General features: G+C 52.3%; 21 protein-coding genes and 1 tRNA gene. 8 read left to right on the top strand and 14 right to left on the bottom strand.

The genetic code is table 11. From position 1 onward, the window contains the following. Position 1: 1 nt before the first annotated feature. Positions 2-316: an SCP2 sterol-binding domain-containing protein gene (locus RKA07_RS10330; protein ID WP_200200748.1), complete on the bottom strand. Its 315-nt coding sequence runs from the start codon at positions 314-316 to the stop codon at positions 2-4. A 234-nt stretch (positions 317-550) separates the two neighbouring features. Here RKA07_RS10330 and sohB point away from each other — a divergent pair, with 234 nt between their 5' ends. Both sohB and RKA07_RS10340 read left to right on the top strand, forming a co-directional pair. Continuing rightward, the gene (gene sohB / locus RKA07_RS10335) at positions 551-1,615 is read left to right on the top strand and encodes a protease SohB (protein WP_200369532.1); all 1,065 of its coding nucleotides are present in this window, start codon (positions 551-553) and stop codon (positions 1,613-1,615) included. Positions 1,616-1,637: 22 nt separating this feature from the next. After that, the gene (locus RKA07_RS10340; protein WP_200369533.1) at positions 1,638-2,636 is read left to right on the top strand and encodes a YhdH/YhfP family quinone oxidoreductase; all 999 of its coding nucleotides are present in this window, start codon (positions 1,638-1,640) and stop codon (positions 2,634-2,636) included. Between the two features lie 144 nt (positions 2,637-2,780). Here RKA07_RS10340 and RKA07_RS10345 read toward each other — a convergent pair whose 3' ends face one another. The 4 genes from RKA07_RS10345 to metH all read right to left on the bottom strand — a co-directional run bounded on the left by RKA07_RS10345 (position 2,781) and on the right by metH (position 9,269). Next, the gene (locus RKA07_RS10345) at positions 2,781-3,287 is read right to left on the bottom strand and encodes a DUF934 domain-containing protein (protein WP_200369534.1); all 507 of its coding nucleotides are present in this window, start codon (positions 3,285-3,287) and stop codon (positions 2,781-2,783) included. After that, positions 3,280-4,932, bottom strand: coding sequence for a nitrite/sulfite reductase (locus RKA07_RS10350; protein WP_200369535.1), 1,653 nt, complete (start codon positions 4,930-4,932; stop codon positions 3,280-3,282). The genes RKA07_RS10345 and RKA07_RS10350 overlap by 8 nt, the downstream gene beginning before the upstream one ends. Positions 4,933-5,299: 367 nt before the next feature. Then, a complete protein-coding gene (locus tag RKA07_RS10355; RefSeq protein WP_200200743.1) occupies positions 5,300-5,536 on the bottom strand; it encodes a DUF2970 domain-containing protein in 237 nt (78 codons plus the stop codon). A gap of 34 nt (positions 5,537-5,570) precedes the next feature. After that, positions 5,571-9,269: a methionine synthase gene (metH, locus tag RKA07_RS10360; protein WP_200200742.1), complete on the bottom strand. Its 3,699-nt coding sequence runs from the start codon at positions 9,267-9,269 to the stop codon at positions 5,571-5,573. 242 nt (positions 9,270-9,511) lie between these two features. On the opposite strand from metH, the gene nfuA reads away from it, so the two are divergent. The 3 genes from nfuA to RKA07_RS10375 all read left to right on the top strand — a co-directional run bounded on the left by nfuA (position 9,512) and on the right by RKA07_RS10375 (position 11,986). Beyond that, a complete protein-coding gene (gene nfuA / locus RKA07_RS10365; protein WP_227714611.1) occupies positions 9,512-10,099 on the top strand; it encodes a Fe-S biogenesis protein NfuA in 588 nt (195 codons plus the stop codon). 324 nt (positions 10,100-10,423) lie between these two features. Next, complete coding sequence (locus tag RKA07_RS10370) at positions 10,424-11,623, top strand: DUF445 domain-containing protein (protein WP_310966281.1); 1,200 nt, start codon at positions 10,424-10,426, stop codon at positions 11,621-11,623. 30 nt (positions 11,624-11,653) lie between these two features. Continuing rightward, positions 11,654-11,986, top strand: a complete 333-nt coding sequence (locus tag RKA07_RS10375; RefSeq protein WP_200200740.1) for a hypothetical protein — start codon at positions 11,654-11,656, stop codon at positions 11,984-11,986. Here RKA07_RS10375 and RKA07_RS10380 read toward each other — a convergent pair. The 5 genes from RKA07_RS10380 to RKA07_RS10400 form a co-directional block, all read right to left on the bottom strand. Beyond that, positions 11,983-12,309, bottom strand: coding sequence for a TusE/DsrC/DsvC family sulfur relay protein (locus RKA07_RS10380; RefSeq protein WP_200369536.1), 327 nt, complete (start codon positions 12,307-12,309; stop codon positions 11,983-11,985). The genes RKA07_RS10375 and RKA07_RS10380 overlap by 4 nt on opposite strands. A 3-nt stretch (positions 12,310-12,312) precedes the next feature. After that, a complete protein-coding gene (gene tusB, locus RKA07_RS10385; protein ID WP_200369537.1) occupies positions 12,313-12,597 on the bottom strand; it encodes a sulfurtransferase complex subunit TusB in 285 nt (94 codons plus the stop codon). Between the two features lie 23 nt (positions 12,598-12,620). After that, positions 12,621-12,971, bottom strand: coding sequence for a DsrE family protein (locus RKA07_RS10390; RefSeq protein ID WP_200200737.1), 351 nt, complete (start codon positions 12,969-12,971; stop codon positions 12,621-12,623). A 2-nt stretch (positions 12,972-12,973) separates the two neighbouring features. Then, on the bottom strand, positions 12,974-13,390 hold the full coding sequence (tusD, locus tag RKA07_RS10395; RefSeq protein WP_310966282.1) for a sulfurtransferase complex subunit TusD: 417 nt from the start codon (positions 13,388-13,390) through the stop codon (positions 12,974-12,976). A gap of 105 nt (positions 13,391-13,495) precedes the next feature. After that, on the bottom strand, positions 13,496-14,212 hold the full coding sequence (locus tag RKA07_RS10400) for a Bax inhibitor-1/YccA family protein (protein ID WP_200200735.1): 717 nt from the start codon (positions 14,210-14,212) through the stop codon (positions 13,496-13,498). A gap of 257 nt (positions 14,213-14,469) precedes the next feature. Here RKA07_RS10400 and RKA07_RS10405 point away from each other — a divergent pair. The 3 genes from RKA07_RS10405 (at position 14,470) to RKA07_RS10415 (ending at position 15,623) form a co-directional block, all read left to right on the top strand. Next, positions 14,470-14,560, top strand: a tRNA-Ser gene (locus RKA07_RS10405). Positions 14,561-14,680: 120 nt separating this feature from the next. Next, positions 14,681-15,364, top strand: a complete 684-nt coding sequence (locus RKA07_RS10410; RefSeq protein WP_310966284.1) for a hypothetical protein — start codon at positions 14,681-14,683, stop codon at positions 15,362-15,364. Positions 15,365-15,383: 19 nt separating this feature from the next. Beyond that, positions 15,384-15,623 (top strand): hypothetical protein, encoded by a 240-nt coding sequence (locus RKA07_RS10415; RefSeq protein WP_310966285.1) that lies wholly within the window; start codon positions 15,384-15,386, stop codon positions 15,621-15,623. A 236-nt stretch (positions 15,624-15,859) separates the two neighbouring features. Here the strand turns inward: RKA07_RS10415 and RKA07_RS10420 are convergent, their stop codons facing one another. The 4 genes from RKA07_RS10420 to RKA07_RS10435 all read right to left on the bottom strand — a co-directional run bounded on the left by RKA07_RS10420 (position 15,860) and on the right by RKA07_RS10435 (position 21,522). Then, positions 15,860-16,120, bottom strand: a complete 261-nt coding sequence (locus RKA07_RS10420) for a hypothetical protein (protein WP_310966286.1) — start codon at positions 16,118-16,120, stop codon at positions 15,860-15,862. A 248-nt stretch (positions 16,121-16,368) separates the two neighbouring features. After that, on the bottom strand, positions 16,369-19,116 hold the full coding sequence (locus tag RKA07_RS10425) for a phage tail tape measure protein (RefSeq protein ID WP_310966287.1): 2,748 nt from the start codon (positions 19,114-19,116) through the stop codon (positions 16,369-16,371). Between the two features lie 12 nt (positions 19,117-19,128). Continuing rightward, entirely contained in the window at positions 19,129-20,988 is a 1,860-nt protein-coding gene (locus RKA07_RS10430; RefSeq protein WP_310966288.1) for a head maturation protease, ClpP-related, read from the bottom strand. An 87-nt stretch (positions 20,989-21,075) separates the two neighbouring features. Further along, positions 21,076-21,522, bottom strand: a complete 447-nt coding sequence (locus tag RKA07_RS10435) for a hypothetical protein (protein WP_310966289.1) — start codon at positions 21,520-21,522, stop codon at positions 21,076-21,078. Positions 21,523-21,691: the final 169 nt, after the last annotated feature.

The following is a 21,691-nucleotide window of genomic DNA, read 5'->3' on the forward strand; positions in this document are numbered from 1 at the left end:
ATCAGCCCATGTTGAAAAGCTCACCCAGCTTGGTAGCCAGCATCATGTCGCCTTCAGCGCGCAGCTGACCAGCCATGAAAGCTTGCATGCCGTCGGTTTCGCCAGACACGATACCCTGCAGGGTTTCAGAGTTCATGATCAGTGTTACAGAAGGATCGTCGTGAGGGCCTTCGTGCAGCTTGCATGTGCCATCTTTGATGACCAGGTGGTGGGTCTTGTCGTCTTCGATATCAAACTGGAATACCAAGTCCAGGCCCTGAGCGGCATCTGCGTTGAAGTTCTGCTCGAGCTTTTCAAAGATTTGATCTACAGACATTTTTTTACCCTTTGTTTGGTGGTTGTCTTGTATTGAAAACTGCTTTGTATGCATGGCTTCACAAGCCATCGTTGGCAGCTGCCGGATAGAGCCGACTTCGCTTCCCGACTTTATGGGGAGACTTAATCACTGTCAAGCCCGATCGAACGCTTGTTTTAATTTTTTTGCTCTGCTTATCACCAGAGTTTCGGTAAGTTACACTCTCGTGCTTGCTTAACTGGCTGGAGAAGCGATTTGGCGTTCCTGACTGAATACGGTTTGTTTTTGGCAAAAGTGATCACCTTTGTTATTGCGGCAGTTGTGGTGGTTTCAATTATTGTTGCAGCAACCCAGAAAGATAAAGACGGAGAAGACGACGACGGTGAGCTGCAAATACGTAAGCTCAACGAAAAGTACCGCAAATTGCGGGAATCTATTCAGGCGCGCCTGATGACTGACCAGGAACTGAAAGCCTGGAGCAAGGCTAAAAAGAAAAAAGAGAAAGCTGATAAAAAGGCGGATAAAGCCAAGAAACCGGATACAGATAAGCCAGAAACAACGCCAGCACGGATTTTTGTGCTGGATTTTGACGGCGATATCAAAGCAAGTGATACCGACCCACTGCGCAGGGCAATTTCTGCCGTATTAAGCGTGGCTGAGCCCGGCAAAGATGAAGTTGTTATCCGGTTGGAAAGTGGCGGCGGGCTGGTGCACTCCTATGGCTTGGCGGCTGCACAGCTTGATCGTATTCGCAGCAAAGGCATTCGTCTGACCGCTTGTGTCGATAAGGTGGCGGCAAGTGGTGGATACATGATGGCCTGCGTGGCAGATCGTATCATTGCTTCGCCCTTTGCGATTCTTGGCTCGATTGGCGTTGTGGCACAACTGCCAAACTTCCATCGCCTGCTCAAGAAAAACAACGTCGACTTTGAGATTCTGACCGCGGGCGAGCATAAGCGCACTATGACCATATTCGGGGAGAATACCGATAAAGGCAGACAGAAGTTTCTTGCAGATCTGGAAGACACCCACGACCTGTTCAAAGACTACGTTAGCGAGCGCCGGCCAGAGCTGGATATTGCGGCAGTAGCTACCGGTGATATCTGGTTCGGAAAACGTGCCTTGGACGTAAAGCTGATTGATGAGATCAAAACCTCCGACGAATATCTCATTGAGGCTTGTGACAGGGCAGACGTAGTATCAGTGTCATTCGAACGTAAACGAACCTTGCCTGAAAAACTCGGGCTGGCAACCAGCTCTGCGCTGGAACACACCGTATGGAAAGTGTTGAGTGCGTTTCGCAACCAGAAAATCCAGTAGCTAACTAAAATTGGAGAAGGCCATGACCAGCGATGTCGAATTCAAAGCCTGGAGAGTTGAAGAGCTAGATGGCAACTACAAAGGCACAGAACAGACCCTGAGCACGGCCGATCTCCCGGCTGGCGAAGTGCTGATAAAAGTCAGCCACTCCTCGCTGAACTACAAAGATGCGCTTTCGGCCTCTGGAAACAAAGGCGTTAGTCGATCCTTTCCACATACACCAGGCATAGACGCCGCAGGCGAAGTGGTTGAGTCCGCCACGGGAACCCCGGCAGTAGGCAGCCAGGTTATCGTAACCGGCTATGATTTGGGCATGAACACCGCTGGAGGTTTTGGCGAGTACATCCGGGTACCCGCCGCTTGGTGTGTTCCCATGCCCTCTGGTTGGGGTGCTCAAGCCGCCATGATCTACGGTACTGCCGGCCTCACAGCCGGTTTGTGCGTGCAAAAACTCCTGACCATGGGTGCCAGGCCAGAGCAGGGCAGAGTGGCAGTCTCCGGTGCCTCAGGTGCAGTTGGCAGCGTTGCTGTAGAACTGCTGGCAAAACTTGGCTTCGACGTAGTCGCGATCAGCGGCAAAGCCGACCATGCCGAAAGCCTCAAAGCTCTGGGTGCAACACAAGTGCTTGGCCGCGACGCACTGGCCGAAGACAGGAAGCCCATGCTGAAACCGGCCTTCGCCAATGCCGTGGATACAGTAGGCGGGTTACCTCTTGCCGAACTGCTAAAGCAAATCAAACCGGGCGGTTCCGTATCCTGCTGCGGACTGGTTGCTGGCCCACAGCTACAAACAACGGTGCTTCCATTCATCCTGCGGGGTGTAAACCTGCTGGGTGTTGATTCAGTGGAGATTCCGCTGGCGGACAAAGAAGCCGTATGGGAAAAGTTTGCGGGTGACTGGAAGTGCGAGAAGACGGAAGCGTCTGCAAAAAGGATTGGCCGTGCTGATCTGGAACGTGCGCTAAACGCCTTTTTGAAAGGCGAGTCATCAGGAAAAATCATTTTAGATCACGCGATCTAAAACGCCATAATTTAAGCCGCCAGAGCGGGGCTACTCGTCAAAACTGTGCGGAGCCATGGATGGCGGAGCCAAGCGTACAAGGACGTATCCACAGCGTGTTTTGACGAGTAGCCGCGCTCTGGCGGCAGACTCCGGGTCAGAGCTTCAAGAAGCCCGACGCCGAAACAACGGCAAGTCGGTATCCGTAGCAGCCTGATATCCCTGACTGAAGAAATTCAGACACCGAGCCGCCTTGCGAATATCCTTATCAGGGCGCAACTCATAAGTATCAAAGCCACAACGCTTCATAAACTGAAGCTGATCCAGCAGCACATCCCCAATTGCCCGCAGCTCATTCTTGAAGCCAAACCGCTCCCTCAAAAGGCGAGCAGAGCTATAGCCCCGGCCATCGCTGAACTTGGGGAAGTTAACCGCAATCATCGGCAGATCATTCACATAATCTGCCAGAATCTCCGGCTCATCATGGCTATCGAGCCATGCGCCGACGTCGTCATTACCAATAAACCGCTCACGATTTTCAACCCACAGGTCAGCTGGAATCAACACGCGCTGCTGTGTTGGAATATCCAAAGCTTCGCCATTTTCAGGGCGCTGTACCACATTCCATTGGTTCTGACGGATGCTGCCATCCCGGAAAATAATGTCAGGCATAAACCCGCTCCTTGAAAGGATCAATTCCAACACGGCGGTAGGTATCCAGAAACGATTCTTCCTCCGTGCGCTTGTTAACGTACACGTCAATAATCTTGGCGATCACATCCGGCATATCATCCCGAGCAAAAGATGGGCCCAGTATCTTGCCGATAGTGGCGTCGTGTTGTGATGCCCCACCAAGGCTCACCTGGTAGAACTCCTCACCTTTCTTGTCTACCCCAAGAACACCGATGTTTCCTACGTGGTGATGACCGCAGGCATTCATACAGCCTGAAATATTCAAATCGATTTCACCAAGGTCGTACAGGAACTCCAGATTATCGAAGCGGCGCTGAATCGCATCTGCCACAGGAATCGACTTGGCATTTGCCAGAGCGCAGAAGTCACCGCCCGGGCAGCAAATAATATCCGTCAGCATGTTCAGGTTGGCGGTGCCAAACCCCATAGGCACAATCTCTTGCCAGAGTTCCAGCAAACGATCCTGACGCACATCGGCCAACACCACATTCTGCTCATGGGTGACCCGAACTTCGCCAAAACTGTATTCATCGGCCAGATCTGCAATCTGCTCTAACTGCCGATCCGTCACATCTCCCGGTGGGGTCCCGGTTTTTTTCATAGTCAGAGAAACAATCGCATAACCGGGCTTTTTGTGAACATCCACGTTGTATTTAAGCCACTGGTCGAAACCACGATTCTCGAACCTTTGCTGGGCGAGAAGTTCAGTCGCATTATCCAGGATGGCGTAAGCCGGCTCGGTAAAGTAGGACTTGATGCGATCGATAGCTTCAGGGGTTAGTCGGCTGGGGGAGTCCTTGATGTGAGCCCACTCAGCCTCAACCTTCTCCGCAAAGCCTTCTGGCGTTAACGCCTTCACCAGAATCTTGATGCGGGCTTTGAATTTGTTGTCGCGGCGGCCATAGCGGTTATAAACCCGGAGAACCGATTCCAGATAGGTCAGCAGGTCGAGTTCCGGCAGGAACTCTCGGATAACCGGAGCCACCATGGGCGTTCGCCCGAGACCACCACCTACATGAACCCGAAAGCCCAGTTCGCCTGCTTCATTACGTACAATCTGAAGACCTATGTCGTGAACCTGAATGGCCGCCCTGTCGGTTTTCTCTGAGGCGTTTACCGCAACCTTGAACTTCCGGGGCAGGTAAGCGAATTCCGGGTGAAACGTAGACCACTGGCGAATGATTTCGCAGTAAGGTCGCGGGTCTGTAAGCTCATCGGACTGTACGCCAGAAAACTGGTCAGTTGTGGTGTTTCTGATGCAGTTACCGCTGGTCTGGTTGGAGTGCATTTCGACTTCTGCCAACTCGGCAAGAATGTCAGGCACATCCTCCAGGTTGGGCCAGTTTAGCTGAATGTTCTGGCGGGTTGTAAAGTGCGCATAACCCTTGTCGTAATCCCGGGTGATACGGGCCAGGCGGCGAAGTTGAACCGAGCGCAGCATGCCGTAAGGCACACAGATGCGCAGCATGGGTGCGAGCCGCTGCACGTATAGCCCGTTCTGCAAACGAAGGGGCAAAAATTCATCTTCAGCCAATTCACCGGCCAAAGCCCTTTCGGTCTGGTCCCGGAATTGTGCAACCCGCTCGACAGCCATTTGCCGATCGTGTTCGTCGTATACGTACATAGTAGAGAGATCCCGCGGAAATAATATCGTGAAAGCGTGGTTATGGAAGCCGGCGCCTTATATCTGAAACGAAGGATAACAGTCGCCCCTTATACTAGAAACGATTATTTCAAGATATGTTTATCGATTATGGTGATAAGGGCTCGCGCGGTGAGCTGGACGAATGTCAATTTGGTGCTTTACTGATACGGAGAAACTTAAGTGAGCGGTCGTCTCACTCAACATCAAAGTTGCAGGTTTTACATAACAGGAGCAGGGAATGAAGGACTCGATGCAATCAGATAGCACCATTGACGCTGTAGCTGCAGTAGTAATTATTGGGCTCGTTGTGGCGTTTGCGGTGCTGTGGGTATCTGGCCAGTAAGGATTACCGGCCAGACAAAACCATCTGCACAACCACGATAAGAGTGCCGATAAAGAGGCCGGTGAAGAGAAGGGCACCAATGACATAGGGCCATGGGCTGTGGCTGCCAAAATCCTCTTCCCGGCGCTTGCTGGACTGAACGCCCAGAGCGCCGGCAGCCACGCTTTGGATTACTTTTAAAACACCTGGCCCTTGAGGCTTTTCGTTTTTGTTTTTATCTTTGCCTGGCGTATCTGCCATAAAAACTCATCCTGATTGGGTGCGAGCCTGGCCTTTACTCCGCTGGATCATAGGCAAGGCTTGGTGCCAACCAGCGCTCTGCTTCCGCTTTTGAAAGGCCTTTACGCTCAGCATAGTCTTCAACCTGATCTACGCCAATTTTACCCACAGAGAAAAACTTGGACTCAGGGTGTGAGAAGTACCAACCCGAAACCGCAGCTGTTGGGAACATGGCAAAGCTTTCTGTAATCTCGATACCGGTCTGGGCGGTGGCATCGAGCAGCTTGAACAGAGTCGCTTTCTCTGTGTGGTCAGGGCAGGCCGGGTAGCCAGGCGCCGGACGAATTCCGTGGTACCGCTCCTTGATCAGATCTTCGTTAGCCAGTTGCTCATCGCTGTTGTATGCCCAGAACTCTTTGCGTACCCGCTCATGCATGCGTTCTGCAAAGGCCTCCGCCAAGCGGTCTGCGAGGGCTTTGACCATGATCGCGTTGTAGTCGTCGTTGGCGTTTTTGTACTCCAGCGACATTTCTTCCGCGCCGATACCGGTGGTTACCGCAAAGCCACCAACATAGTCGCAATGCTCAGAACCTTCTTCTGCCACAAAATCTGACAGCGCCATCATCGACTTGTTCGGGGCTTTTTCATCCTGCTGGCGCAAGTGGTGCAGGGTGGTTAGCTCTTCAGTGCGGCTTTCGTCTGTATAGACCACAATGTCATCGCCACGGCGGTGTGCTGGCCAAAAACCAATCACACCAGAGGCGCTTACGCGCTTCTCGTCAACCATTTTGCGAAGAATAACCTGGGCGTCATCAAACAGGTTTCGCGCTGCTTCACCGCGTTTGGGGTCGTCGAATACCTGGGGATATTTGCCGGCGATATCCCAAGAGATGAAGAAGGGCGTCCAGTCGATGTAAGGTTCAAGCTCCTTCAGGTCGTACTCTTCAAACCGCCGTATTCCCGTGAAGGTCGGCTTGGGTGGAACGTAGTTGTCAAAGTTGATTTCCGGAGCCCGTGCCCGAGCTTCTTTCAGGCTGACGAGCTTGGTGCGGTCACCGCGCTGCTTGCGGCGTTCCCGGATCATGTCGTATTCCTCACGCGCATCGCTAACCAGTTTAGGCTTGGCAGTTTTGCTGAGCAGTTGTGAAGCGACGTTCACGCAGCGAGAGGCATCAGACACATAAAGGGCAATGTCGTTTTTATAGTGGGGCTCAATTTTAACAGCCGTATGTGCCTTGGATGTGGTGGCACCGCCAATCATCAATGGCAGATGGAAATCCAGGCGCTGCATCTCACGGGCAACATGCACCATTTCATCCAGTGACGGTGTGATAAGGCCGCTCAAGCCGATGATGTCGACATTGTGCTCTTTGGCTGCGGCCAGAATTTTATCGCTGGGCACCATAACCCCAAGGTCAATCACTTCGTAGTTGTTGCACTGCAGCACTACGCCAACAATGTTCTTGCCTATATCGTGAACATCGCCCTTAACCGTGGCCATCAGGATTTTGCCTTTAGCCTGCTGGTCTTCAGATTTCTCTGCTTCAATAAAGGGAATAAGGTGGGCAACCGCCTGTTTCATAACTCGGGCGCTTTTAACTACCTGGGGCAGGAACATCTTTCCGTCGCCGAACAGGTCGCCAACCACGTTCATGCCGTCCATCAGCGGGCCTTCAATTACATGAATCGGGCGCTCGGCCTGTTGGCGGCATTCTTCTGTATCTTCAATAATGAAGTTCGTAATACCCTTAACCAGCGAATGTTCTAGCCGCTTTATGACGGGCCATTCACGCCAGGCCAGATCTTCTTCCTGGGTTTTGCCGCCTTTACCCTTGAAACGCTCAGCAATTTCCAACAAGCGATCCGTGGCATCTTCGCGACGGTTGAGTACAACATCTTCAACCAGCTCTTTCAGCTCTGGCTCAATCTCATCGTAAATAACCAGCTGCCCGGGGTTTACGATACCCATGTTCATGCCGGCTTTGATGGCGTGGTAAAGAAACACGGAGTGGATGGCTTCACGCACCACATCGTTGCCACGGAAGGAGAAGGAGACGTTACTTACACCACCTGAAATGGATGCGTGGGGCAGGTTCTTCCGAATCCAGCGACAGGCGTTTATGTAATCCACTGCGTAGTTGTTGTGTTCTTCAATGCCGGTGGCAATGGCAAATACGTTCGGGTCGAAAATAATGTCGCCCGGATTGAAGCCAATGCCGACCAGAACGTCATAAGAGCGCTTACAAATTTCGGTTTTACGCTCAAAGGTGTCCGCTTGCCCTTGTTCGTCGAAGGCCATAACCACAACAGCCGCGCCGTATCGCATGCAGATCTTTGCGTGTTTAATGAAGGCTTCTTCGCCTTCTTTAAGGCTGATGGAGTTAACCACCGCCTTCCCCTGAATGCAGCGTAGCCCGGCTTCAATGACGTCCCATTTGGATGAATCGAGCATGATGGGCACGCGTGAGATGTCCGGCTCGGAGGCAATCAGGTTCAGGAAGGTGACCATCACCTCCCTGGAATCCAGCATGCCTTCATCCATGTTGATGTCGATGATTTGAGCACCGTTCTCAACCTGGTCCCGGGCAACGCTCAGGGCTTCTTCATACTGCTCTTCTTTAATCAGGCGCAAGAAGCGCTTGGAGCCGGTAACGTTGGTGCGCTCACCAACGTTGATGAAAAGAGTGTTTTCGTCACCTGTGAAAGGTTCAAGGCCTGATAGGCGAAGTGCTTTTGGACGCTCAGGAATCTTGCGGGGAGGGTACTTGGCAACGGCTTTGGCTATGGCTTCGATATGGTCAGGCCGCGAACCGCAGCAGCCGCCAATAATATTAAGGAATCCGTCGCGGGCAAAGCCTTCAATAATTTCAGCCATTTCTTCCGGTGTCTGATCGTACTCACCAAACTCGTTAGGGAGGCCAGCATTCGGGTGCGCACTAACGTAGGTTTCTGCCTTGGCTGAGAGTTCTTCAACGTAAGGGCGCAAGGCATCGGCGCCCAGAGCGCAGTTAAGCCCCACAGAGATCGGGCGAGAGTGGGCAATCGAGTTCCAGAAGGCTTCTGTTGTCTGGCCTGAAAGCGTGCGGCCGGAGGCATCAGTGATAGTGCCGGAAATCATGATAGGCAGTTCTATACCACTGTCTTCGAAGTACTGTTGAGTTGCGTAAATGGCAGCTTTAGCGTTGAGCGTGTCGAATATGGTTTCGATAAGGATAATATCGCAACCGCCCTCAACCAGGCCCTCTACCGATTCATAGTAGTTATCAACCAGGCTCTGAAAGTCAGTGTTTCGGTAGCCAGGGTTATTCACGTCGGGAGATAAAGACGCCGTGCGTGAGGTTGGCCCAACGGCGCCTGCCACAAATCTCGGCTTGGAAGGGTCTTTGGCGGTATACTCGTCCGCTACTTGCCGTGCCAGCTTTGCGGCCTCTACGTTCAGCTCCCTTGAGATTTCTTCAAGGCCGTAGTCCGATTGGGATACGCGAGTGGAGTTAAAGGTGTTGGTCTCAATAATATCTGCGCCTGCATCCAGGTATTCAGCGTGGATATTCCGCAACAGGGCAGGCTGAGTGATATTGAGCAGGTCGTTGTTGCCCTTTACTTCACGGTCGTAGTCGGCGAACCGATCGCCCCGGAACGCTTTCTCGTCCAGTTGCAGGTTCTGGATCATGGTTCCCATGCCGCCATCGAGAATCACAATGCGCTCTTTCAGGGCTTTGTGAAGTTGTTCCAGGCGAGTATTGCGATCGGTCATAGTCAGTATTCCGGATGTCGTCATTAACGGCGTGTTTGGTCCAATGGCGCGGGATCATAGCAAAAATGCTGGCGACAGTCGTAGTTCCGCGCCCAGTTATTCTTTACTTGCATCAAGTTCGTGTGGACGGCCTATGGTAAGGGAAAGTTACTACCCTGGGAAAGACCAACTAAATTGGTTGGTCTTTCATGTTGCCACGAACTCCCTTAAAATGAATCTAAACTTACCAACGGGTTGATAACATGGCATTGGTTACTGTGACAGATCCCGCACGGGATTATCTTGCACAACTTATCGAAAAGCAGGATGTGGAAGGCATGGGCGTACGGATTTTCGTAACCCAGCCGGGCACTAAAAATGCTGAAACCTGCTTGGCTTATTGCCCTCCCAACGAGATTGTACCTACAGATGAGCAGGTCGATCTTGAAAAGTTCACGCTGTACCTGGATCACAACTCTGTACCCTTCCTTGAAGAAGCGTATGTAGACTATTCCAAGGATCAGATGGGCGGCCAGCTAACGATCAAAGCCCCGAATGCCAAGGTTCCAAACGTTGATGAAAACGCGCCTTTGCCAGACAGGGTGAACTACGTTCTGGCTTCAGAAATCAACCCGAACCTGGCGGCCCACGGTGGTGACGTTTCGCTAGTGGAAATTGTCGACGGCTCCGTTGCAGTATTGCGTTTTGGTGGCGGTTGTCAGGGTTGCTCAGCGGTTAGCCTTACTCTGAAGCAGGGTGTAGAAACCACGCTCAAAGACAGAGTGCCAGAAATCACAGCCGTTCGTGATGTGACGGATCACTCGAAGACCGAGAACGCGTACTACCAATAATGCTCGCAGGCTTTAAGCCCGGTTGCCATTGCTGATGTAAGTTTACGTCAGATCCCGGAATATCTGCCAGATACATCGCAGGTATCCCGGGTGCATTGCTTTTCCTTTCAGCTGTACTCTTTCTCCCTCTGGTTCTCAGCTCTAAAGCTTTTCCTGATTTCGCTGCCACAGTTGCTGTGTAACGATGGCTTCTCGGCCAATGTCACAGATTGCGGGCTATCGCATCATTCGTTCTACAATCAGAGGCGGCAACTGATGGCCCGCCCGACCACAAATGAAAAAAGCTGCAGGTAAAATGCCTGTATTTGAAAACCGGGGTTCCGCTTGTTTGACGCTGCGTTTATTTCCGTGCCCATCATGGCCGCCTTGGTAGGCTGGTTTACCAATTGGCTTGCAATACAGATGTCCTTTTACCCGGTGCAGTTTGTCGGCCTTGGAGTTATTGGCTGGCAAGGCGTAATTCCGCGTAAAGCCGAGAAAATGGCCCATATCTGTATCGACCGAACACTTCGGCAGTTTGGTGATCTTAATGCCGTCTATCAAAAGCTTGAGCCTCAAAAGATTGTTGAACAGGTTCTTTCGCAGGTAACGCCACGACTCGACGAATACATTGATGAAATGATGTACGAGATTCAGCCGGTGCTCTGGGATAACTTGCCCATGTTTTTGCGCAGGCGCATATACCAATGGGCGCGGGAACAATTGCCGGCTCGCATTGAAGATCTTGTTGAGGATTTTGGTGATGATCTTGATGAGCTGGTTGATCTCAAAGCGCTGCTAAGCAGAGAGTTGAAGCAGCACCCCGATTTGATGAACCGCATATTCAAGCAGGCCGGCGCGGTTGAGCTCAGATCGGTCATCAACCGTGGGGCTATCATCGGAGGCATTCTTGGCTGCGTACTTGCTCCGCTCTGGTCGCGCTATCCCGAACCTTGGTTGCTGCCGGTTGGCGGGTTTGTAATCGGCTTTGTAACGAACTGGCTTGCGATTAATCTTATTTTTTCGCCTCTGAAGCCTCGCCGCTTTCTGTTCTGGCATATACAAGGGCTGTTTCTGAGGCGCCAGCCTGAAATCAGTGACATCTGGGCAACCTTGGTTGCAGAAGAGCTGATTACTGTCGAGAAAGTGGCGGATGCCATGATAAACGGATGTCGGGGCGACCGCACTCGTGCAATTATACAGAAGCACTTGAGGCCCCTGATGGACAACTCCTTGCTAGTGAAGCTTACAGCTCAGGTAACGGTTGGGATGAGCGGCTATACCGAGTTGAAAAAGGCGATGAATCAGCAGGCACTTCATGCAACACAGGACGTATTCAGCGACCCCGCTTTTAACAAGGAGCGTGCGCCTGTTGTGGCCAGGGTATTGGCTGAGCAAATGAAAGCGCTGCAGCCTGCAGAGTTTCAGGACATACTCCGACCGGCATTTCGCGAGGAGGAGATACAGCTCATGTTTGTTGGTGGCATATTTGGCGCCATCGCGGGAACCATACAGTTTTTGGCGTTGATCAATTACCCGCTTTAGCTACTCAATATTGAATTAAAGGAGAGCTCCATGCCTGTCTGGGCAATGCTTGTCGCACAGTTTGCTGTTACTGCTGCCGCTGTTCTTTCAGTGCTTCTGGGGTTTTGGCTGCTTGTGATTCGGCCTTACCTTGATCGTAAGGTGGCGGAGATTGTTGCTATGACTGACGAAATTGAGCCCCGTGTAGCTCAGGGTGTAAAGGTTGGTGTGGCTGAAACCCTGAGGGAGCTACCCGAAAACGCCTGGGATGGCACCGTCAAGGAGTCTACTCGACAATTCCTCAAGTTTGGCTCCGGTATTTTCGAGAACGGGCTCAGCAGCTTGCTTGGCAGTGCAGCAGATCTGGAACGACGCAAACCCTAGAGGCAATTTGTCGGCCGGGGCAGACCTGCTATCCGGCAAGCTGTTTTGGCAGGGGTGCCAGGAAAGAGTTGCATGAGATAGATGCTGTTACCTTTATCCTCACCCAAAGCCTCCTTCACTGACTTTACAAACAGTCGGTTTGAGGGCGGTGACATTTCGTGTTCTTTGTAAAAACATCTCAGAAACTCTATGATTTCAAAGTGGTTTTCATTCAGCTCGATCTGGTCGTCTGCAGCAATTATAGCGGCAATCTCAGGCGTCCAGTCGTTCGGATTTTCGAGAAATCCTTCGTTGTTCCTCTCGGGCATGCTTCTTTGTGTCATGGGTTACCAGCTTATTACTTTTTGCGCCTGTGCGGTCAACTCAACCATGGCTGGGAAGTCCACAAGCGAAGCTTTTCGAGCAGTCTGAGCAAGACCGCGGGCTAACACGTCTGGAGACAGGGCATAAACGGGTATGCCAGCAGTCAGCTCCCCTGGGGTCGCAAGTGCCAGTACCGCGTTCTCAATAAGAAGAAGTGCGTCCCCGGGATTTAAGGACCGTAGGCATTCGCCTGAGCGCGGGTGCTCGGGGGCCTTGTTAAGAATATGGAGAGTGTGAATCTGGGCCATAACGGGTTCCGACCTGGTGTGAGTCAGCCTGCAAAGGCGGTGTGTGAGTGTTGGCGTATTACCTCAGCACTGCTTTCAGCTATGGCGACACCTGCCACCATACTGTCCGGTACAAGTCCGTACAGGGCGCAGGCTGTTGCATCTGCATATATCGCTTCAACACCAAAAACCGGCGCAGCGGAAAGATTCCTTTCTACCGATTTTTGCTCAATCCCCATAGTTTCCTGGGACTTTCGCAGCCAGTTAACGCCAGCCCCTGTAAACAGCAATGCAACTGGTTGGTCGAAAGCTGCAAGTGAGAAAGCCATGTCGAGGGCTTCGCGGCCCGCCCAGGCTCCGTAAGGAGGTTGATCAATAACAATCAGCGTGCTCATGCTCAGTCGCCTGCGTGGAAATAGAGTACCCGTGAAGATGCCATAGTGCCTTCTACCCACTCACCAAGCCCGGCAATGATGAACGGCTCCTGGAGGTTGCTGGCGGGCAGCTCATAACGCTTTTGTTCTGACTCATCTATCAGACCGCGCCTTAACGCCGACGCAATGCAGGCGACGCCAGGTATATCGTTATCACTCAGAAAATTGCCCCATTGGTCTGCCCAGTGGGTTTCGTCCGAAGGGGGTGAGGAGAGCGAGGAGGCAAGGTGAACGCCATCTCCATAAAGGAAGACTCTATCCACGGTATGCCCAGCCGCTACCGCAGCTTTTGCAAACAGCAGCGCTGTTTGCGGGGCTTGGGAAGAGTAGGGTGCTCCGGTGATGACCAAGGTGTAGTTTTGAACAGTGGTGGCAGTCATGGGTGCAGTTCTCGCCTGAAGTTGGGCCAGTGTACCAATAGCAAAAACCCCGGCAAAGGCCGGGGTTTCCATTAACTGCAAATTGCGTGGAGTGCTTCCCCGAGGTTAGTCGTTGGAGAAAGCTCCAATAAGGTGCAGCAGACTCACGAACAGGTTGTAGATGTTCAGGTACAGTCCTGTAGTGGCCATGATGTAGTTTGTTTCACCACCGTTAACGATACGGCTGGTGTCGTACAGGATGAAGCCTGACATCAGGAATACAATTGCTGCGCTCAGGGCCAGGCTGAATGCTGATATTTCAACCCCGAACATGGATGCAATCATCGCACCCAGTGCGGCAACCAGAACCACAACCAGACCGGCAACGAGCATGCCACGCATGAAGCTGAAGTCTTTTTTGGTAGTGAGAACATAGCCGGACAGGGCGAAAAACACCAAACCTGTGCCGCCGAGGGCTTGCATGATGATCTCACCGCCACTTGGGAACTGCAGGTAGTAGAACAGGATCGGCCCAAGGGACAGACCCAGCAGGCCGGTGAAGGCAAATACTACAGCAATGCCGGCTGAGCTGTTCGCAGTACGTGGGAGTACAAACCAGATCAGAGCGAGTGCGCCCAGGCTGCACACAAGGCTTGCGCCCTGGCTCAAGCCAATGGACATGGATACGCTTGCCATGACAGCACTGAATACCAGCGTCATTGCCAGCAGGGTGTAGGTGTTACGCAAAACCTTGGTAGCTGACGCACTCATTGGTGCGGTAGCGGACCCACGGGCAATCATGCCATTGCGGTTCTGCTGAGCGTTGAACTGTCTGTTTTGCATTCTGATCTCCGGTTAAATGCAACTTGGTTGGTTACGGGCGTCAGGCCCAAAGCCTGATAGGCGCCAATCACCTAGAATTACACACTATCATAATGTCGAATTCTCAACTTTCAATCATTTACGACACGAAAGTCGTCCCGAGATTCCATTAAACACAGTTAATGTTCAAATTTGCATGGAGTTTTGTGCAGGGCGTTGACAGCACAGACAATTCCGGTATCATGCACTCCGCTGTCGCTAGGCAGCAATGGAAAAACGGTGGGCTGGCAGAGTGGCCGAATGCAGCGGTCTTGAAAACCGCCGAGGGTTAGTAGCCCTCCCGGGGTTCGAATCCCTGGCCCACCGCCATTTTCCCTTTCAAAACAGCAAGTTACCTCCCAAGATTCAAAGCGGCCATCATCTAGGCCCACATCCCTGATTCGCTTGTTTTCGCCCAATATCGGGCCAGCAAACGAAGGGGACGTGACCATGAATAAATACTCAGACCAGTTAAGCATTATTCAAACCAGCCTGTTTGAAGCGGAGGCTTTGCTGAATTTCATGCGTAAGCCGGAATACCTCAATACCCTACTGGAAGCAGACTCACCCGACATCGTGCTTGGCGCCATGCTAGAAAAGGCATGGGATCATGTAGCCAATGCAAGCGGTGCCTGCTTCTCTTTGGCAGGTGCAAGTGACGAGGGTCTGAAAGCAGAGCTACACCGGACAGCATTAGAGTTGATTGCAGACGGTTCAAGTGTTGAGCTCGACAAGAAAGCAGCGGCGGCAAGTCAGGATAGCCACAATGATGCCCGTGATAGCGAGGGTGCCAGCATCGCAAGTAGAGACGACCTTAGCTTTACAAGAAGAGATGAAAGCGAATATCGACGCCTGGTTAACTGGGCGCCGCAAAGGGTACCCGTTCAAAACGGTCAATGGAACATAGAGTTCGAAATGGGCAAGGCAATGGCGGCGGAAGTTTGCGCTTTGCAGCGAGTCAACGAGGATGACGCATATAACTCAATACGGGCGGCAATGAATGCGCCTAGCTGGCAAATAGGTGGATATGGCGCGGAATCCGGCTTTTCTGACGAGATTGCAGCATTAGCTATTGTCGGAATGCGAGCGCTTAACGCAGGAGCAGAGCCATTCGAGGAAGGCCCCATCGCGTAGACACCCAAGGGGGTGAGGTATGAGCAACGTTATAAGATTGTCAGACAAGAAGTGTAGCTTCCGGTACCAGAAAGGCGATATTGTGCAGGCGCTAACCCAAGGCCTGCTGCATCAGGTATGCAGAGATGACATTGAACAAGCGCTGCATGACCTCCTGTTCGTTGCCGGAGAAGAGGATGTGTTTGCTGCAAGGTCTATGCTGTCCGACTTGCTAGAAGCTCAAGCGGCTACCTTGGAGAGCAAAGAGACGAATCAATAAGCAGTGCTAACAAAGTAATCAGGCCCGCCATTGTGCGGGCTTTTTGTTTCTGGATTATTGGCCGGTTGTTGTAGCTGTAGACTATCGAAACTATATTATCTATAGCCAGTAGCTACTTAGCGTGTCTGGCCCAGGGCAATCTATACAACAACCAGCGCTTTAAAATTCTGATATGAAGCGAATTACCGCGCTTCTGCGCACCCATGAGGCCAACCCCTCTGGGAGTACCTTTTTTGCTATTGCCTAGTTGCTGGTGCTGCTGCGTTGGTTTTCATGACGCGGTCATAATTTCGTTTTGCATTTCCCTTGGATGCTTCCATCAGGAATTCTTGCTCTTCTTTCGTAATGTGTTCGTGATGACACATCACCATTACCATCCCTAATGCCATTCCAAGATACCTCTCGAGTGCTATCTCGGTTTCTGCTATTTCCATATTTTGGAGAACATGACCCAAAGGGTGATGTTGAAACCGGTCTCTGAATTCTTCGCTGGTCATTTCTTGATTCCTTTGAGGGGAGGGGGTAGTTAATTATCTCAAGAGTAGATCAAAGTTGGGCAGTTTTTTTTGGATGGTCTGCCAACATCTACCTCGGCTGGTACGCACAAGGTTGCAGGTCTGTTTTGTTGGGTGCTCCTACCTTCACCAGCCACCCATGCCAAGGGGCTGCAGCCTCGTTGCTGCCTTGGGTACATTGTCAGGGCCATGTACCAGAGCCAACGCCCCCGAGAGGAAGTCGGGAGGTATTAACTTAGGCCTAGTAGCATTTCTTCACCGTCCGCATTCACGCGGACCTGAATTTCTCTCAGAATCTCAAACATGAAGGCTTCCAAGTGCGGTTGCAGACCAGCGCCATCAACTTTTATGAGGGCATCGCCCCGCTTCAGGTTCTGCGTTTTCTGCCTAATGTTGTCAATTTGCGCCTGTGTCAGCTTGCTTTGGTCGTCGAGGGCCTGCTTGCGGTATTCGTTTTCCTTCTTTATCTGGCTGGCCATATCAAGCTGCGTCATGCGATATGCATCATCAATCCCGCCAAAAAGGGAGGTTATAACGTCACCAGTGTTCTCAAAGGTTTTCCCAAGGGTTTCTGCAATGGCTTCAACCCGCTTGGTGTTCGCTTCAAATTCTGCAATATCAAGCGACACCTTGGCGTCGATGAGTTTGATGCGCTCGTTAGAGTTCAACTCCAGGAGTTTGAGCTCATAGGCTTCAGTCTGCCTGACAACTTCCTTTGTTTTTTCCGCTGCGTCAGCTAGCGCCTTGCCTGAGCCTATAACGGTCCCACTGAAACTGTTCACTTTTCCGGTAGTTTCGTCATATCCGAGCTGCAGGGATTTGTTGCTATTGGCAAGCTCAAGAGTTGCTTGAGACACGCCGGCGAGTGCGCCGCCGCCATCGCTGGCAACCCTGCTCATTTCGTCTAGTGCGCCAGCCACTTTGCCTTGACTGCTCGCGACGGCCTCGCCGGAATTAGCTGCCTCAACCAACTCGTTGGCGTATTTTTGCCAAGCTGACTGCTGCTCTTCGGTGGCAACTGCGGTTTCGCCAAGCGAGCGATTTAGAATCTCATTGATTTCTTTAAGGTCTGCAGAGTCTTTGGCAGATCGCCTCAACTCTGATGCGTAGCCTTCCCACTGCGCCTGAGCAATGGCAATCTCGTCGGAGTGCAATAGATCATAGATCGCACCGCCAAGCGTGCCGCCAAGAGCGTCCTCAAGTGGCTTGATGATGGTGTCGTTGATGATGGTGCCAATACCATAGCCTGCCGCGCCCGCACCAAGTAGCGCCGCTCCAACCAGCCCGAACTTGCCCGCACCTGCCGCAACCGATTGAACCGCGCCAAGGTTGCCGATTAGTGCCTTGAATCCTTGTGCGCCCGCCAATGCAGTAAGGCCGGTGCCAATCGAATCAAGCCCTGAGCCAAGCGCCCCGACTGCAGGCAGCAACGTGTTGATGGTTTTCGCAAGCCCGAGCATTTCGCCAATGCTGCGCTTTGTGGCCTCGTCAAGATCCTGGAATCGGTCAATGCCCTCGCCAATCAGAGCAAACAGAGGTTTCAGACCGTCAATGATGCCCGCAGATACGTTCACCAGCGCTGTGAATGCGTCAACAATTCGCTGCAGAACGTCCTCAAGCCCTTTGGCGCTGCTTAGATCAACTTCGCCAAACAGGTTTTTAAATAGCCCGCCAAGCTCATTTCCAAGATAACCGAACGCATCCAGTAGGCCGGTCATATCTAGGTTTGAGAGCGCTTCAGGGAAGTTCTCTGCAATGACCTTGATCCTTGAATCAATATCCTGAGCAAGCCCCTCCATAGCATTCAGGATGGGCGCAAATGCGCCATCACTCAGGGTGATCTCATTACCCAGCGAGTTAAAAATACTCGTCATGGATTTGACAACGCCGCGAGTCTCGTCGGTCAGCTTGCCGCCAACGCCAATGAGCGCAGAAGACACGTTGTTTTGCAGTGTTTGCCCAAGGTTTCCGAGCGTGTCCGTTAGCTCGCGTGAGGCAATCTCAGCCGCTCCAGCGTTGGTTTCAAACGCTTTCAGGTTATCGCCAAACTTCTCGGAGGCGTTGCCTGTCAACGCGAGTACGGGGGCAAGCGCTTCAACCGATCCAAATAGCTTGGCGATGATTTCGGTGTTGCCGCCTGTGGCTTTGGCTACCTCATCCAGAATACCGGCAAAACCCTTGCTTTTGAGCGCTGCAGCGTTGAACTCTATCCCTAGATCAGCGGCAACGTCGCGGGCTTCGCTGGAAGGCTTCAGGAGCGAAGTTATTGCGGCGCGAATACCGGTGATAGCTTCGGCGGTGCTTGTGCCCGTTTCGGCTGTAATAGTTGCGATAGCTGCGGCCATCTCGTCAAAACCAAGCCCTGCAGCCGATGCGATAGGCGCAAGCCTACCCATAGTTGCAGACAACTCCGGTATGGTGGTCTGGCCAAGCTTAACCGCCGTGAAGAACGTATCGGCATACGCGCCTGCCTCGTCAGCGCTCGCGCCAAAGGCGTTCATGGTGCTAACCAGTGCAGCGGTTGTGTCGCCAAGATCCGCCTTGCCCGCTATGGAAAGCCGTTCTGCCGCCGCAATCAGTCCCAGCGAATTGCTGTAATCAACGCCAGCAGAGATAGCGCCATAGGTAGCGCTTGTTATCTGGTCGAGCGAGGCTGTTGAGGTGTTGGAATACTGGAGAATCTGAGCCTGAAAATCTCTCAGGTTGTCGGCTGGCTGGCCGATAAGAGTAGCAATCTCACCGAAAGCCGTATCGAAATCATCCGCTATCTTTACGGCGTAAGCGGTCACGCCAATGGCGGCAGCAGCTAATGCAGCATCGAGCTTCAGAACGCTGTCAGCAACGCCCGCAAGTGGCCCCGTAAGATCCCCGACCTTGCCGGTTAAAGACTCAAGGTTACGGCCAACAGAGCTGATAGCGCTGCCTGTTTTATCGACGCCACCAAAGATTATTTCAATTGTCTTTTGCTTGTCAGCCATAACCTTTCTCCTTTATGCGAACTGCAGCTTTACAAGGCCTCGGTAGTCCACCGGCACCGCGGCAAACTCTAGGCGGGCTTTAACCTGCACTCCGTCCACTTCCCACCCTTGGCGCATCTCGTAGTACGGGCGGGGGGTATTCGCCAAGTATGCGCGGGTGATGGTGTCCACCTGGTCGGGGCTGGCTGCTAAGTAGCAGTCTTTCTCTGATACCGCATCGAGGCGGGAATCTACCACCAGGGTTAGGCCGCGAATAAAATCAGGGTTCGTTGTGTCGTTGCTCTTTGAAGGATCGACGACTGAGGCTAGCAACTGCTCTGCGGTTGTTTCCTGTGAGGCCGGGACAATCAAGAAGCGGGGAACGACGTTTATCGGCGCTGAACTATTCAAGCCTTTCTGTTTCCGCATCTTGGCGCGGGGTTCTGACAAGCTGGTGACTGTGAGGCCGGTTACACCTGTAACGAGGTTGCCGTGTGAGCTATGGAACAGGGCCTTACCATCGTTTAGCGTTGGGTTTCCGGTTAGCACTGAGTACACCAGGTCGGCTTCTTTGCGCTTGGCGCTTTTGCCGAAAGCCTGCGGGAGCCTGGTAAATGCTTGCAGGTCGTCGTTAATCATCGCTTCGTAGGTCAGGCTGAACATCTTGCCGTACTTGTCGATGCTGAAGGTCATTCCACCGTCTGAGAAAGTTCCGTATTTGTATTCAGCACCCTCGGCAATTTTGTCGAGGTCCGGGGCTTCGCTCAGTTGCACCAGGCTCTGCTCTTTGAAGTCGGGAACCTCCACCGATCCCGTCCAGATCTCATGGCTTCCGTATTCTTCTTCGTAAGCCGTTCGCAGTGACTTGCCGGCGGTGTTGCCTAGCAGCTTTCCAAAATCTGAGGTTGAATGCATGGCGAACGCTGTATCAAGAATCTGGCGCTTGCTCATCATCATGGTGGATTTGCCGGTCATGTTCAGCAACTTCTCAGCCATGCCCATGACGGTTAGGCCGGTAAGCTCCTTGGCACCTTCGGAAGCGTTTTTCACGGGTACGTTATTTCGGATTAGCAGCGCGTCGGAGGCTGCGTTCATAAAGCTCTTAATCTGTTCGTTCTGATCCATGGTAAATACTCCGGATGATGGTCTGTGATGCTTGCCCAATTCGGTCATTAGGTGGGCGCGTACTGCTTCGGGTGTGGTTTTGCCGGAAGCCATTAGGCTTTCAGCGGTGACGTTTTCCATCACGCTTTGCCCCTTGTACAGATCCACAATGTTCTGAATCTCCTGGAAGTTGGCGCGGGCTCTGTTGTTGATCTTGGCGATATGCTCCGGCACTTGGTCATAAGCGGAGAGGTCAGCAGAGGCCGCAATTGCCATTGCTTGAATGACTTCATCCACGAACCCAAGCTCGAAGGCTTCAGCAGCGGTCAGCCAGGTTTCAGCTGCTAACATTTCGTCAAGCTTGTCGTTGCTGATTCCGGTCTTTTTCGCGTAGGCATTCACCAGGGTTGGCTGGAACTTATCTAGAATCTCGCCAGTCTTTCGCATGGCGTCAGAGTCCCCAACCGCACCGGACCAAGGCCGATGAATCATCATGATGGCGTTCTCTGCCATTCGGGTTCTTCCTGCCATAGCCACAACAGAGGCCGCACTTGCTGCCAGTCCGTCTATGTAGCAAACGACATCGTTTAGCTCGTTCAGGGCGTTGTAGATTGCGAGGGCATGTGCAACGTCTCCACCTTCGGAGTTGATGCGCACGTTTACCGTGCTGGCGGTGTTCAGGGTCTTGAGGGTGTCGATAAAGGCTTTCGCAGTGATGCCGCCTTCACCGATAGAGCCGTAGAGGTAAACCTCGTTATCGGCCAATAATGCTTTGATTTTTTGGGTCATGAGTCTGGCTCCTTTGATGACTTGGAACCAGACTACCGATAAGGGGAAGTGTCTGAAATACTGCGGGTTTCGTCGGAATTTGGGACGCTAGTAGCAGCCGTCCCCATTCATAATTTCAAGTGTTCGCTTCCAGCCAAGGGCTAGGGTTGAATCACCTTTTTGGTTGATACAGATAACTCGGAGTTTGCATAAGAGAATGGTTGTTTCCCGCTCATCCACATTAGGCACAGCGGTATTCATGGCATAGGCAATAATTTGAGCTGCCAACGTTTTGTTGACCTCGCTTTTAAGCCTTGTAGCAATCTCGCGGATTAATCGGTTGCGCTCTCGTTTGCGCCAGACAGCGGGTAGCCGTTCGTGGGCCCGTCCAGGGCCAACAGATAAGCCGAGAGCATCATCAAGTGTTTTGTCATAGCCGGAGCGGTAGCGCTGGAGGCCGGACAGCAGCCAGATAACAAGATCCTCTGAAAGCTCCTGTTTCCTTTCCAGGCATTCAATTACATTCAGAGTGGCGTCTATCGGTGAGAGGTTCATGGCTCGACCTCCGAAGGCGTGGCGCGTTTGGGGCCGTTGCCTTCTTCCCTTCGGTCATTCGTAGAAGAGTACCCATGGTAAATTATAAAGGTGTACACATAGTGACTACAGAAAAGCCAAAAAACGGCCTGACTGATACACATAGTGACTACATTAGGGGGGTAATCAG

This window comes from Marinobacter xiaoshiensis, assembly GCF_031631795.1.
GTDB lineage: Bacteria > Pseudomonadota > Gammaproteobacteria > Pseudomonadales > Oleiphilaceae > Marinobacter > Marinobacter xiaoshiensis.

Excerpts from the sequence above, each read along its gene's own strand:
- RKA07_RS10330 (WP_200200748.1), bottom strand. The coding sequence starts at position 316 with ATGTCTGTAGATCAAATCTTTGAAAAGCTCGAGCAGAACTTCAACGCA.
- RKA07_RS10340 (WP_200369533.1), top strand. The coding sequence starts at position 1,638 with ATGACCAGCGATGTCGAATTCAAAGCCTGGAGAGTTGAAGAGCTAGAT.
- RKA07_RS10345 (WP_200369534.1), bottom strand. The coding sequence starts at position 3,287 with ATGCCTGACATTATTTTCCGGGATGGCAGCATCCGTCAGAACCAATGG.
- RKA07_RS10350 (WP_200369535.1), bottom strand. The coding sequence starts at position 4,932 with ATGTACGTATACGACGAACACGATCGGCAAATGGCTGTCGAGCGGGTT.
- RKA07_RS10355 (WP_200200743.1), bottom strand. The coding sequence starts at position 5,536 with ATGGCAGATACGCCAGGCAAAGATAAAAACAAAAACGAAAAGCCTCAA.
- metH (WP_200200742.1), bottom strand. The coding sequence starts at position 9,269 with ATGACCGATCGCAATACTCGCCTGGAACAACTTCACAAAGCCCTGAAA.
- nfuA (WP_227714611.1), top strand. The coding sequence starts at position 9,512 with ATGGCATTGGTTACTGTGACAGATCCCGCACGGGATTATCTTGCACAA.
- RKA07_RS10375 (WP_200200740.1), top strand. The coding sequence starts at position 11,654 with ATGCCTGTCTGGGCAATGCTTGTCGCACAGTTTGCTGTTACTGCTGCC.
- RKA07_RS10380 (WP_200369536.1), bottom strand. The coding sequence starts at position 12,309 with ATGACACAAAGAAGCATGCCCGAGAGGAACAACGAAGGATTTCTCGAA.
- tusB (WP_200369537.1), bottom strand. The coding sequence starts at position 12,597 with ATGGCCCAGATTCACACTCTCCATATTCTTAACAAGGCCCCCGAGCAC.
- RKA07_RS10390 (WP_200200737.1), bottom strand. The coding sequence starts at position 12,971 with ATGAGCACGCTGATTGTTATTGATCAACCTCCTTACGGAGCCTGGGCG.
- tusD (WP_310966282.1), bottom strand. The coding sequence starts at position 13,390 with ATGACTGCCACCACTGTTCAAAACTACACCTTGGTCATCACCGGAGCA.
- RKA07_RS10400 (WP_200200735.1), bottom strand. The coding sequence starts at position 14,212 with ATGCAAAACAGACAGTTCAACGCTCAGCAGAACCGCAATGGCATGATT.
- RKA07_RS10410 (WP_310966284.1), top strand. The coding sequence starts at position 14,681 with ATGAATAAATACTCAGACCAGTTAAGCATTATTCAAACCAGCCTGTTT.
- RKA07_RS10415 (WP_310966285.1), top strand. The coding sequence starts at position 15,384 with ATGAGCAACGTTATAAGATTGTCAGACAAGAAGTGTAGCTTCCGGTAC.
- RKA07_RS10420 (WP_310966286.1), bottom strand. The coding sequence starts at position 16,120 with ATGACCAGCGAAGAATTCAGAGACCGGTTTCAACATCACCCTTTGGGT.
- RKA07_RS10425 (WP_310966287.1), bottom strand. The coding sequence starts at position 19,116 with ATGGCTGACAAGCAAAAGACAATTGAAATAATCTTTGGTGGCGTCGAT.
- RKA07_RS10430 (WP_310966288.1), bottom strand. The coding sequence starts at position 20,988 with ATGACCCAAAAAATCAAAGCATTATTGGCCGATAACGAGGTTTACCTC.
- RKA07_RS10435 (WP_310966289.1), bottom strand. The coding sequence starts at position 21,522 with ATGAACCTCTCACCGATAGACGCCACTCTGAATGTAATTGAATGCCTG.